Origin of the sequence: Micromonospora sp. NPDC051196 (genome assembly GCF_040682415.1) — a bacterium.
Classification (GTDB): Bacteria; Actinomycetota; Actinomycetes; order Mycobacteriales; family Micromonosporaceae; genus Micromonospora.
This window is the reverse complement of the sequence record NZ_JBFBAY010000002.1, coordinates 491104-503706: the sequence shown is the minus strand read 5'-3', so window position 1 is coordinate 503706 and position 12603 is coordinate 491104. Positions and strand designations below refer to the sequence as shown.

The 12603-nt window shown below is 70.5% G+C and carries 11 protein-coding genes; 4 read left to right on the top strand and 7 right to left on the bottom strand.

What is annotated here, in order from left to right:
- Nucleotides 1–68: 68 nt before the first annotated feature.
- A complete protein-coding gene (locus AB0M35_RS08145; RefSeq protein ID WP_363742931.1) occupies nucleotides 69–2318 on the top strand; it encodes a hypothetical protein in 2250 nt (749 codons plus the stop codon).
- A gap of 131 nt (nucleotides 2319–2449) precedes the next feature.
- Entirely contained in the window at nucleotides 2450–4051 is a 1602-nt protein-coding gene (locus tag AB0M35_RS08140; RefSeq protein ID WP_363742929.1) for a ricin-type beta-trefoil lectin domain protein, read from the top strand.
- A 72-nt stretch (nucleotides 4052–4123) separates the two neighbouring features.
- Here AB0M35_RS08140 and AB0M35_RS08135 read toward each other — a convergent pair whose 3' ends face one another.
- Nucleotides 4124–4633 carry a hypothetical protein gene (locus AB0M35_RS08135; protein ID WP_363742927.1) on the bottom strand — a complete coding sequence of 170 codons (510 nt, stop codon included), beginning with the start codon at nucleotides 4631–4633 and terminating at the stop codon, nucleotides 4124–4126.
- Nucleotides 4634–4786: 153 nt separating this feature from the next.
- Entirely contained in the window at nucleotides 4787–5959 is a 1173-nt protein-coding gene (locus AB0M35_RS08130; protein ID WP_363742925.1) for an acetyl-CoA C-acyltransferase, read from the bottom strand.
- A gap of 85 nt (nucleotides 5960–6044) precedes the next feature.
- Between AB0M35_RS08130 and AB0M35_RS08125 the strand changes: the two genes are divergently transcribed.
- On the top strand, nucleotides 6045–6485 hold the full coding sequence (locus AB0M35_RS08125) for a PH domain-containing protein (protein WP_363743054.1): 441 nt from the start codon (nucleotides 6045–6047) through the stop codon (nucleotides 6483–6485).
- Between the two features lie 42 nt (nucleotides 6486–6527).
- On the opposite strand, the gene AB0M35_RS08120 is transcribed toward AB0M35_RS08125, so the two are convergent.
- Nucleotides 6528–7439, bottom strand: coding sequence for a rhomboid family intramembrane serine protease (locus AB0M35_RS08120; protein WP_363742923.1), 912 nt, complete (start codon nucleotides 7437–7439; stop codon nucleotides 6528–6530).
- A gap of 147 nt (nucleotides 7440–7586) precedes the next feature.
- Nucleotides 7587–8117 (bottom strand): peptidylprolyl isomerase, encoded by a 531-nt coding sequence (locus AB0M35_RS08115; protein ID WP_363742921.1) that lies wholly within the window; start codon nucleotides 8115–8117, stop codon nucleotides 7587–7589.
- A 59-nt stretch (nucleotides 8118–8176) separates the two neighbouring features.
- Between AB0M35_RS08115 and AB0M35_RS08110 the strand changes: the two genes are divergently transcribed.
- Nucleotides 8177–8983: a hypothetical protein gene (locus AB0M35_RS08110; protein ID WP_363742920.1), complete on the top strand. Its 807-nt coding sequence runs from the start codon at nucleotides 8177–8179 to the stop codon at nucleotides 8981–8983.
- 126 nt (nucleotides 8984–9109) lie between these two features.
- On the opposite strand, the gene corA is transcribed toward AB0M35_RS08110, so the two are convergent.
- The 3 genes from corA to AB0M35_RS08095 all read right to left on the bottom strand — a co-directional run bounded on the left by corA (nucleotide 9110) and on the right by AB0M35_RS08095 (nucleotide 12436).
- On the bottom strand, nucleotides 9110–10168 hold the full coding sequence (gene corA / locus AB0M35_RS08105) for a magnesium/cobalt transporter CorA (RefSeq protein WP_363743052.1): 1059 nt from the start codon (nucleotides 10166–10168) through the stop codon (nucleotides 9110–9112).
- 483 nt (nucleotides 10169–10651) lie between these two features.
- Complete coding sequence (locus AB0M35_RS08100) at nucleotides 10652–11746, bottom strand: PLP-dependent aminotransferase family protein (protein WP_363742917.1); 1095 nt, start codon at nucleotides 11744–11746, stop codon at nucleotides 10652–10654.
- A gap of 174 nt (nucleotides 11747–11920) precedes the next feature.
- Nucleotides 11921–12436: an ester cyclase gene (locus AB0M35_RS08095; protein ID WP_363742915.1), complete on the bottom strand. Its 516-nt coding sequence runs from the start codon at nucleotides 12434–12436 to the stop codon at nucleotides 11921–11923.
- Nucleotides 12437–12603 lie beyond the last annotated feature (167 nt).

Sequence of the window (12603 nt, the reverse complement as noted above, 5' to 3'; positions counted from 1 at the left end):
ACTGTGGTGGCGACTGCCGATGGCGAGCCGGCGTCAGGTATTCAGGCTGATGGTGTTTACTTCCGGCCATGTCGGCCGCCGGCTTTCCGCTCGTCCTGGCCCCTGTCGCCGCCATCGTCGCGCTCACCGTGGCGTTACGGCCACGGGCGGTGGACGGCGTCGCGCCCCGCCGGCTCGCGGTGATCCGGGCGGCCCTGGCCACCGGCGCGTTCGCCGTGTTGACCGTCGAGGTGCTGGGCGCGCTACGACTGCTGACACTACCGGCGTTCGCCGTGACCTGGCTGATCTTCGTGGCCAGTTGCATGGCGGCGGCCGGGTGGCGACGGCGCCACGATCGGGCACACCGGCGGGATGTGTCGACGCACTCCGCGACGGGGGTGTCCCTTCCGGTTTCCGTCGGCCGACCCGCCGCATCGCCGCCCGCCCTGGTCGCCGCCATGTCGGGCGCACCGGCACCGCTGGGCACCGCACCGGCCACCGACATCGGACCCACCGCGCCGGTACCGGCCCTGGCCCTGGCGAAGCCCACGCCGGGCGCGGGCGGTCCGGCCGGCTACCGGTCGGTGGTCACCGGTTTCTGGCGTACGGCGGGTCGGGGCGAACGACTGCTCGCCGGCACCGTCGGTGCCCTGGTCCTGGTCGAGCTGCTGATCGCGCTGCTGGCCGCACCGAACAACTTCGACTCGCAGACCTATCACCTGCCCAAGGTGGAACGTTGGGTGGCGCAGGGTGACCTGACCTTCTGGGCCACCGCGATCCATCGTCAGGTGACCATCCCGCCGGGCGCCGAGTACCTGCTGCTGCATCTGCGGTTGTTCACCGGTTCGGACGCGCTTCACAACCTCGTCCAGTGGGCCGCCGGGCTGGGCGCGCTGCTGGTGGTGACCCGGCTGACCGCCCAGTTGGGCGGGGGTCGACGGGCCCAGCTGTTGACCGCGTTCGTGCTGGCCACCACGCCGATGGTGGCGCTACAGGCCACCAGCACCCAGACCGACCTGGTCTGCGCCGCCTGGGTGGTCTGCGCCGCCACTCTCGCCCTGGACGGCCTGCGGCGCCGCGCCGGCCTCGGTGACCTGCTCGCCCTGGGGGCGGCCACCGGCCTGGTGGCGGTGACCAAGACCAGTGGTCTGCTCGCGGTGGGGCCGCTGCTGGTGCTCTGGGGGCTCGGCCAGTTGCGCCTGGCGTACCTGGCCCGGTCGGCGGGTCGACGGCGGATCCCGGCCGGTGGCCTCGCCCGTACCGTCGGTGCGTCGATGCTGATCCTGGTGGTCGCGGCCACGGTGGTCGGCCCCTTCCTGGGGCGGGTGTACGCCGAGTTCGGCCATCCGCTCGGCCCGGACCGGCTGCGCAAGTCCGTGCCGATGGAGCGACACGACCCACCGTCGGTGCTGGTCAACGCGCTGCGCATCGGGCACACCGCGTTGGACACCCCGCTGGCCCCGCTCCGTCAGGTCACCGCCGAGGCGATCATCGGCGTGGCCGGACTGGTCGGTGTCGATCCGCAGGACCGGGACATCACCTTCGGGCGGGAGAGTTTTCCGGAACCGTCCTGGTATCCGGACGAGGATCGGGTGGCCTTCCCACTGGCCGGGGTAATGGCGCTGCTCGCTGTCGCGGCGGCGGTACGCCGACCGGCCCGGATCAGCCCCGGGTCCGCCGGAGCGTTGCGGGCGTACGGCCTGGTGGTCGTCGTCGCGGTGCTGCTGCACACCACGATGATCAAATGGCAGCCCTGGGGGAACCGGCTGCTGCTCTACGCGGTGGCGGTGGCGGTGCCGCTGGCCGGGCTCTGGTTGGACGCACTGCTGCGTCGCGCCGGACGGGTCACCGGCACAACTGGACGCGCTGCGGACGGACGCCGGCCGATCGCCACGACCCTCGTCGCGGCGGTGTTGGCGACCTGTGCGCTGGCCGGCATGCTGGCGGTGTCGTACGGCTTCCCCCGCCGTCTGGTCGGCTCGGGCTCGGTCTTCACCACCGCCGAGTGGGATCTGCGTTTCCTGCGGCGGCCACAGTGGGCGGAGGAGTACCGGTGGGCCGCCGACGCGGTACGCGCCGCCGAGGCCCGCCGGATCGGCCTGTCACAGCGCAACGACGACTGGGAGTATCCGTGGTGGTTGTTGCTGCGTGACGAGGCCGGTCGGTCGCCCGAGTTGGTCGCGCTCCAGTCGGTGTTGGACGACCGCCCGGCGGCCGATCCGACGTCGGTGGACGCGATCGTCTGCGTCGGCAGCCGGACCCTCTGCGCGGATCTGGTGCCGGACGGCTGGCAGTTCGAGTTCCGCAGTTACGTCGGCTACGCGCTGCCCGGCCGCTGAGCACCTGCCCCATTGGCCCGGTTCGACGCTGCGCGCAAGTATCCCGAGACGTATTCACATAGCTGCATCACGCGCGTTACCGTCCGGTAATTCGATCGACGTCCCGCGATCGAACCGAAAGGAGCGCGTCGATGTCTGGTACCCCTGCCAGGCGTGAACGGACGCCTCGGCGGCGACTCGCCCAGGTCGCCGTCCTCGCCACCGCTCTCGTCCTGCCGATGTTGGCCGGGCCGGCCGCACCAGCCGCCGCGGCCGACCGCCCCGCCGTCCAGCCACTCCCCGCCCACCTCGAAACGATCCGCGCCGCCGAGGCCACCAAGCTTTACGGAGCGCCCGGCGTCCGCCCGCTCGACCAGCGCCGCACCGCACTGATCACGATGGGCGACAGCCAAATCTCCGGCGAGGGGGTGGGCAACTACGTGCCCGGCACCCACCAGCCGGGCAACTGGTGTGACCGCTCGTACGACCAGGCCGTGTTCCGTACCGGCATCGCCGCCGACGAGCGTTACAACATCGCCTGCTCGGGAGCCACCCCGTGGAACCTGATCGCGGGCGGCCCGACCCAGCACAACGAGCTGAACCAGGGCGACCACCTCGCCATCAAGGCGCGCAACACGAACATCAAACTGATCTGGGTGGTGGTCGGCGCCAACGGCGACGGCACGATCCAGTTCGGCCCGGTCGCCACCGACTGCGCGCTACGCCGAGTGCTGTTCCAGGGCCCCTGCTGGCCCACCTACACCGACCAGTGGGCGGTACGCACCGACGGCAGCCGGCGAGCCGTCGAGGACGCGCTGACCGACATCCGCGCGACCATGACCGGCGCCGGCTACCTCAGCTCCGACTACGAGTTGGTGCTGATGTCGTACTCCAGCCCGGCCAGCCCCGACGTGGAGGACAACCCCAACTTCCCCGGTTGGTACGCCGGCGGCTGCCTGCTCTACCTGGCCGACGCCGCGTTCGCCCGCAACAAGGCGGTGCCGCTGTTCGAGTCGGCGCTACGGGCGGCGGCGGCCAACACCGACACCCGCTACCTCGACGGCAGCCGACTGTTCCACGGCCACGAGGTGTGCACCGACAGCACCTCCGTGCGCGGCCTCTACATCGAGCTGGGCGTCTGGGACGAGAACGCGGCCCGCCAGTCGTTCCACCCGAACTACCGGGGCCACGGCATGTTCGCCCAGTGCATCACCCAGTTCTACGCCTCCGGGCAGCGACAGGGCACCTGCGTCGACCCGGCCAGCACCGGCAACGGCGTGGTCTACCCCGGCCTGCTGGAGTTCAAGCAGCTGCGCAACGCCGCCACCGGCACCTGTGTGGACGGCAAGGGATACGACTCGCGCAACAGCACCGTCCAGCAGTCGTACCGCTGCCACGGCGGCCGTAACCAGGGCTTCTGGTACGACCCGACCCGGCAGTCACTGCACTCCGAACTTTCCCACGACCGATGCCTGGACGTCTCCGGCGGCTCGTTGACCTCCGGCACGCCTGTCAACATCTACAACTGCCACGGCGGCAACAACCAGAAGTTCGTGTTCTCCGGCAACCAGATCCGGGCCGCCGGCAACAGCAACCTCTGCCTGGCCTTCGACAACCCGCTGCTGGGTACGCCCCGGCTGCGGCTGGCGAACTGCTCCAGCAGTTCCCGGCAGCAGTGGTCGTTCGCGTCGCGGTCGTTCGCTCAACCCGTGGGGTACGGGCACGACGACTTCATCGGGTCTCGCGTCTACTAGCGCGGGACCTGCATCGACGGCGAGGCGGTGGGTGAGCACCCACCGCCTCGCCGTTCGGGTGCTCAGCGACGATCAGTGGGCCACGACAGTGTGGAACGCGGTCGGACGGACGGCGGACGCCTCCGCCACGGTCGCCAGGATCCGGGGCCGGGTGCTGCGTACCCGGGTGCGGAAGGCGTGGTTGAGCAGCGCGTCGAACTGCCACACCTGCTTCGGGCGCTGGGTACGGATCAGGAAGCGTTCGCGGATGCCGTCGATGGCAGTGGCGGCCAGCTCGACGGAGTGCAGCCGAGGGTCGGGGCTCCAGGTGACGTGGCTCAGCTCGCGCAGCTCGGTGTTGAGATGCAGTTGCAGCCGATGCAGCACCCGGGTCTGCCGAGTGATCACGAGCCGCCGGTGGGTGAGCAGGAGAAGATACTCCCCGGACATCGGCCGATCCGGCCGGCTGCACCGGGTGACCAGGACGGTGGCGTCGCTGGAGCCGACGCAGCGACGGAACACCGGCATGTGCCGGGTGGCGGTCTGCACCGCCAGCCCGGCTTCGGCGGCGGCAGGAAGGAACGTTCGGGAGAAGACGTCCATGACCTTCCAACGACCCTGGTCATGCGGGTGACGTGGCTCACGCAACTGCTTTTTGCAAATTCCACGTTACGAACGCTCGGCTCACGCCGGGGTGAACGGCGCCGGTCAGTCCGGCACGTTGACCAACAGTTCCCCCAGTTCGCAGAGTGCAGGTCAGAGCAGTTCGACGATGGTCGCGTTGGCCATTCCGCCGCCCTCGCACATCGTCTGTAGGCCGTAACGGATGCCGTTGTCACGCATGTGCGCCAGCATGGTGGTCATGATCCGGGCGCCGGATCCGCCGAGCGGATGCCCGAGCGCGATGGCCCCGCCGCGCGGGTTGAGCCGCTCCGGGTCCGCCTCGGTCTCCGCCAACCAGGCCAGGGGCACCGGGGCGAACGCCTCGTTCACCTCGTACACCCCGATCTCCTCGATGCCCAGCCCCGCGCGGCGCAGGGCCTTCGCGGTGGCTGGAATGGGCGCGGTGAGCATGGCGACCGGGTCGTCGGCGGCGACCACGGCGGTGTGGATCCTGGCCAGCGGTCGCAGGCCGTGGCGGCTGGCCCACTCGCTGGTGGTGACGGCGAGCGCGGCGGCGCCGTCGGAGATCTGCGAGGCCGAACCGGCGGTGACCACCCCGTCCGGGCGGAACGGGGTGGGCAACTCACCCAACTTCTCCAGGGAGGTGTCCCGGCGCACGCCCTCGTCCGCCGCGAACTTGCCACCGTCGGCCAGCGCGACCGGGGCAAGCTCACCCTCGAACGCTCCCGCGTCCTGGGCGGCGGCGGCCTTCTCGTGGCTGGCCAGGGCGAACTCGTCAAGCTGGGTACGGGACAGCCGCCAGCGCTCGGCGATCAACTCCGCGCCGACGCCCTGGTTGAACGGCAGCGGTGAACCCTCGGCGACGCCCTCCACGCCCCGGTAGCGGGCCAGGATCTGCTCGCTGAACGGCTGCCCGCCGGCCACGCTGGAGCCCATCGGCACCCGGGTCATCGACTCCACACCGCCGGCGACGACCAGGTCGGCCTGACCGGAGAGCACGGTGGCGGCGGCGAAGTGCAGGGCCTGCTGGCTGGAGCCGCACTGCCGGTCCAGCGTGGTGCCGGGCACCGATTCGGGCCAGCCAGCGGCGAGCACGGCATTGCGCGCGACGTTCCAGGACTGCTCGCCGACCTGGGAGACACAGCCCCACACCACGTCGTCGACCTGAGCCGGATCGATCCCGGTCCGCCCGACGAGGGCCCGCAGCACGTGCGCCGACAGATCCACCGGATGCACCGTGGCCAGGCTGCCCTTGCGCCGCCCGACCGGGGTACGCACCGCACCGACGATGACCGCGTCACTCATATGTACTCCCCGGTAACTTGGGCTGCTTCGATCCTACGCCCACGCCCCGGACGTCCGCCCGCGCTGGCATGCTGGTCGCGTGCCAATCGAGACGACCACGAGGCAGTGGCGGACACCCCCGGCCCTACCGGTGCTCAAGCTCGTCGCGGCGGCCGGCGTTCTCGCCCTGGGAATCCTGCTCGCCGAGGGCGACCTGCTCCGGCCGGTGCTCGGCGCGCTGGGCGCCGCGCTCCTCGCCGGCTGGGGCATCCGAGACGTGATCGCGCCGGTACGGCTGGCGGTGGACCCGAACGGGATCACCGTGCCGGCGGGCTGGACGGGTCGGCGGCACCTGCCCTGGTCCGCGGTGGAAACCATCCGGGTCCAGCGCCGACCCGGACGCGGCTTCGCCGGCCCGGCGCTGGAGATCGACACCAGCGATTCGCTGCACCTGTTCAGCCGGCTGGATCTCGGCGCCGACCCGGAGGACGTCGCCGACGCCCTGGCCGCCGCCCGCCCGGAGCCCACCGACCCGGACCGGGCATGACCGGCTCGGCGGACCGGCCGGGCGTCAGGCGAGCAGGGCGGATCAGGCGAGCAGGGCGACCGTGCGGATCAGGGCCGCACCGAGCAGCAACACCATGATCACCGTTCCGCCCGCTGCCTGCACCAGCGTCCGATGTGATCTCGGGGCGTAGGCCAGCACCAGGGCCATGAGCGCGCCGAACACCAGGCCGCCCAGGTGACCGGCGATCGAGATCTGCGGCACGGTGAACGTGAAGATCAAGTTGATCACCAGGATCGGCAGGATCGCCGAGGTGTCCCGGCCGAGCCGCCGCATGATCACGAAGATCGCCGCGAAGAGGCCGAAGATGGCGGTGGACGCGCCGGCCGACATCTGGTTCGGCGGGCTGAACAGGTAGACCGCGACGTTGCCGCCGAAGCCGGCGATGAAGTAGAGCGCGGCAAAACGCAGCGGACCGAGCACCGCCTCCAGCGATCGGCCCAGCACCCAGAGCGCCCACATGTTGAGCAGCAGGTGCAGTACGCCGTAGTGCAGGAACATCGCGGTGACCAGGCGATACCACTGGCCCTCGGCGACCCCGCCGATGCTGCCGTCCAGGAACATCGCCCGGCCCAGCACGGCACCCCACTCGGTCAGCGGGGTGCTGCCACCCATCAGGCCGCCGAAGCCCGTGCCACCGGCCGCCGCGTCCCCACCCCGGTCGGAGGCGATCGACACCAGCATGGCCAGCACGTTGATCGCGATCAGTGCCTTGGTCACGTAGCCGTGTCGGCCGGCGGCACCGCCACCGAAGGCGGTACGCGCCGGCCGTACGCTGCGACGCCCCTGCGCCACACATTCCGGGCACTGGAATCCGACGGACGCCTCGCGCATGCAGTCCGGGCAGATCGACCGGTCGCACCGGGTGCATCGGACGTACGTCTCCCGCCCGGGATGGCGGTAACAGGCCGGGGTGGTCGGCGCGGACTCACTCACCGCAGGCCCCAGGTGCCCGAGCGCTCAGTCATGCGAGCAAAGGTACCTTGATCCGCCGCAGCGACGGGTCGGGCCGCACCCCGGCCGGATCCTCCGTGGCCGCCACACCCAGGCCCGGGCGGCGGACACGGCCGGACGACGTACGGGTCAGGCGCCCTGACGCTCGATCTCCACCCGCTCGATCACGACGTCCTGAAGCGGTCGGTCGCTCGGGCCGGTGGGGGTGTTGGCGATCGAGTCGACGACCTTCGCGGACTGCTCGTCGGCCACCTGACCGAAGATGGTGTGCCGGTTGTTCAGGTGCGGCGTCGGCGAGACGGTGATGAAGAACTGCGAGCCGTTGGTGCCGGGCCCGGCGTTCGCCATCGCCAACAGGTACGGCCGGTCGAAGCGCAGCTCGGGGTGGAACTCGTCGGCGAAGTTGTAGCCCGGGCCGCCGCGACCGGTGCCGGTCGGGTCACCCATCTGGACCATGAACCCGCTGATCACCCGGTGCGAGATGGTGCCGTCGTAGTACGGACCGCTGCCCGGCTTGCCGGTCCGCGGGTCGGTGTATTCGCGCGTGCCCTCGGCCAGCTCGACGAAGTTGCGGACGGTCTTCGGCGCGTGGTGGGGGAAAAGCTCCAGCCGGATCGGGCCGGCGTTGGTGTGCAAGGTGGCGTAGACAGCCTCGGCCACGGGTACTCCTCACTCGTTGGTCAGTTCCTTGCGGATCCTCCCATGTGCCCGATCTGGACATGCGGAGGCATCCGAAGGTGGAGGATGAGAGAGGACAACTCCCAGGAGGTGGGAACGTGTTTGGATTCGCGCGGCGCAAGACCCAGGGGCAACTGGCCAGGGCCGAACTGAACCGCGGCGTTGGTCACCTGCGGCAGGCCGCCACGCACGCGGCGCGGGGCGCCGGCGCCACGGTCGGTCCACGGGTCCAGGCGGCCCGCAGTGCCGTGACGCCAGCCACCGTCATGATCCGGGACCGCGCGTCTAGCGGCCTGGCGACGACGGCTGCGGCACTCGCACCGCTGACCCTGGCCATGCGGCAGGCGCAGGCCGAAGCAGCCGGCAAGGCTGCTGCCGGAAAGAAGGCCGTCGCCACCAAGCAGGCTGCGGCCACCAGGAAGGTCAAGGCGAAGAACATGAAGTCGAAGAAGAAGTCCCGCCGGAGCACCATGATCGGCCTGCTCGCCGCCGGCACGGTCGCCGGGTTGGCCGGCGCGATGGCCCTGCGGCGCTACCGGGAACAGCAGGTGTGGGCCGAGTACGACGCGGGCGCGGCACTTGAGCCGATGCGCGAGGAGGTGGAGACCATCGAGGTGCGTACGACCGGACCGGCCGGCGCCGGCAAGGCCTCGACCGGCGCGGGCAGCTCCGCGGTGGCCAGCGGCGACAGCGCCTCCACCACCAAGACCGCCACCTCGCCCAAGCCCACCCCGACCGACAAGGTCCCCTCGGTCGCCGAGGGCGCCCGCACCACCACCGGCCGCCCCGCCGACGACCTCACCAAGGCCGTCAACAAGTCCCCCACCACCTCCAACGGCCGCCCCTAACCCACCCGCCCACCCCGCCCCCTTTCTCCCCGTCGATCTTGCACTTTGTGTCGGTGCATAACGGGTGTAAGCCACGAATCCGCGACCAGAACTGCAAGATCGGCGGGGAGAAGGGCGGGGAGGGGGTTAGAGCCAGTCGTTGCGGCGGAACCAGCGGTAGAGGGCCAGGGAGATGGTGAGCATCAGGGCCAGGACCACGGGGTAGCCGTAGGTCATTCGCAGTTCGGGCATGAACTCGAAGTTCATGCCATAGATGCCGGCGATCGCGGTCCAGACGGCGGCGATGGCGGCCCACGCGGCGATCTTGCGCATGTCGTTGTTCTGGTCGACCGTCACCTGGGCCAGCCGCGCCTGGAGGATCGAGTTCAGCAGGTCGTCGTACGAGTTGACCTGCTCGACCGTGCGACTGAGGTGGTCCTGCACGTCACGGAAGTAACGGCGTACCTCCTTGGGCACCTCGCGGTTCATCTGAGTGGTCAACGCGAGCAGCGGACGCTGCAACGGCATCACTGCCCGCTTGAACTCCACCAGTTCCCGTTTCAGCTGGTAGATGCGCTGGATCCGGCCGGTGGCCTGCCGGTCGAAGACCTCGATCTCCAGCACGTCCATGTCGTCCTCAAGCTGGTCGGCGACCTCCAGGTAGAGGTCGACGACCCGGTCGGTGATCGCGTACGCGACCGCCCACGGGCCGTGCAGGAGCAGTTCCTGCCGGTTCTCCAGTTCCTCGCGTACCGGGGCGAGCCGGCAGGCGTCTCCGTGCCGGACACTGATCAGGAAGTGCGGGCCGATGAAGAGCATCACCTGCCCGGTCTCCACGACCTCGGAGGTCTCGGTCAGCTCGGTGTGCTCGCAGTAACGTGCGGTACGCAACACCAGGAAGCTGACCTCACCGAAGCGCTCCAGCTTCGGTCGCTGCTGAGCCTTGACCGCGTCTTCCACGGCCAACTCGTGCAGCCCGTAGCTGGCGGCGATCTCGGTCATCTCGGCCAGTTCCGGCTCGTGCAGCCCCAGCCACACGAAGCCGGTCTCCTCGCTGCGCGCCGCAGCCAGCGCCTCCGCGAAGTTCCAGTTGCCGGGCCGGCGCCTACCGTCGACATAGAGAGCGCAGTCCACCACCGCGCTGCGCGGCGAACCGGCCGGGGCCGCCACGGGCCGCGTTCCGTCCGGACTGAGTCGACGTGTCATGGCCCGTACCGGCGACCAGTTGCGGGGCCGTAGCGCCCGGCCGGCGTCCGCGAGTCGCGCCCGGTCCTGGTCTAGGGGGGTCGTCCGGTGGTCGGCGGTGGAAGTGTTCCGGTCTCGTCTGATCCGATCGGTCATCACGCCCCCTCCGCACGCCTGGTTGCGGCTTGCAGGGTACGCCGCCATGACGATCATGGCGGCTTCCGATGGCCCGACGAGGGTGGCGCCGGGCGGACCGGACCGCTACGGGGGGGGTGAGGCGGCGATCCGGCCCGCCCGGCGCCGTGGGGGCGGGGGTTGTGCTGCCACGTCACCCAAGGGCGTGCGGACGGCCGACTCGCGCCGGGCACGGTTCACGATGGCCGAAGCCCGAAAGGCCGCAGTACGCAGGTGAGTGACGCTCGCAGCATTGTGGGCCGCCGACCGCTCCAGCGGGAGTCCTGGAGCGGTCGGGTTAGCCGTACTGTCGTGAATCCGACAGATATTTCAGCCGCGAACCGCTTCCATGGCCTCGGCCAGCCGCCGTACACCCTCGTCGATGCGATCCGCCGTCACGGCCGAGTACGCCAGGCGGAGCGCATGCCGCCCACCGTCGATGACGAAGTCGCTGCCCTTGACCACCGCGACGCCACGCTCGGCGGCCGCCGGAGCCAACTTCTCGACGTCGACGTCCTCCGGCAGCTCGACCCAGAGGAAGTAGCCGCCGTCCGGCTCCACGAACCGGGCCTCGGGAATGTGCCGGCGCAGCGACTCGGCCAGCACCCGCGCCCGCTCGCCGAGCGCCGCCCGGACCGTCTCGATCGACCGCTCGATATCGCCGGAGACGCAGAACTGGTGCACGATCGCCTGGGCCACCATGCCGGGCGAGATGTAGAGGCTGGTCGCCTTGCTCGCGATGGCACCGATCAAATCCGCCGGGCCGACCAGGTAGCCCACCCGTACGCCGGGGCAGACCGTCTTGGTGAAGCTGGAGGCGTGCACCACAACGCCACGGGTGTCCATCGACAGCATCGACGGCAGTGGCTCGCCACGGAACCGGATGTCGGCGTACGGGTCGTCCTCGAAGATCGTGAAGCCGTACTCCGCGGCCAGCTCCAGCAGCTCCCGGCGCTTGTCCAGGGAGAGGGTCACACCGGCGGGGTTCTGGTAGTTCGGGATGACGTGCGCCAGCCGTGGCCGCACCCCGGACTCCAGCAACTTGCGCAGCTCGGCGGTGTCCAGACCGTCCGGCTGGATGGTGACCCCGTGCAACTCGCTGCCCATCCGCTGAAGGTTGAGCAGGGTGCGGTCGTAGGTCGGCCGCTCCACCACCACGGCGTCACCGGGACGCACCAGGTGGTCGAAGAGGAAGGCGTCGGCCTGCAGGGAGCCGTTGGTGATCAACACCTGGTCGGCCTCGACCCCGTGCTTCTCGGCGATCCACTTCCGCAACGGAAGGTAGCCGACGGAGGTGCCGTACGCGGTCACCCCGGTGGGATCGGCGTCGAACGCGCGGACGGCGGCGGCCTTGAGCCCTTCGACATCGACGATGTCCAGCGAAGGCGCGCCACGGGCGAAGGAGATCAGCTGCTCGGCGGTCATGGCTGTTCAGCGTACGTGCGGTGGTGGGGCGTACGCGGACGGCACGGCAATGTCCGCATCTTGAGCCACCGGGTCGGATGAACCGGCCGACCGGGGACGGTGAGCCGGTTCGACCGTGAGGTCAGCTCGGTCGCTCCGGACCGCGCGGGACACCTGACCGGACGGCGGAGCAGGTCAGGCCGCCTCAGCCCCACGCCACGTCGGTTCCCGGTCGACGAGCACCGGATCGCCGGCCGGTGCCGGGGCCACGGATGCCAACTGTGCGTGCCGGGACAGGCCCGCCACCTCCAGCCCGAGCGAGGTGATCAGCTGCCCCCAGTCGAAGTAGGACCGCCAGGTGACGATCCGGCCCCGCCGCACCCGGACCATGTCCACCACCTCCCAGGAGACGGTGCGCCCGGTCGGCGCGACGGTGCCGAACGGGGTGTGCAGCACCCCGGTGTGGGTGCCGGTGAGACGCTGCTCGACCGCCGCACCGCCGGCCGTGCGTACCGCGCCGAGTGGGTCGACCCGCAGGTCGGGGAAGGCACCCGTCCAGGTACGCAACAGGGCCGGCAACTCGGTCGGGCGTACCGTCACGCCGGGCATGGTGTAGCTGCCGTCCAACGCGTACAGCTCGGGCAGGCGGGCCACGTCCCGCCGCAGGAGCATCGCGTACTGCTGCTCGATCAACCGGTCCGCGCCGCGCATCCTGGCCTCCCTGCCGGCGTACTCAACCACCCCGGCAGGAATTCCTTACCCCCTACCCGCCCCCGCCACACCGCCCCCCGCGATCTTGCAGTTTCGGTCGCCGATTCAGGGCATATGCCCGCTGTAGGGAGACACAAAGTGCAAGATCGCCGAGGGCGGGAGGGGAG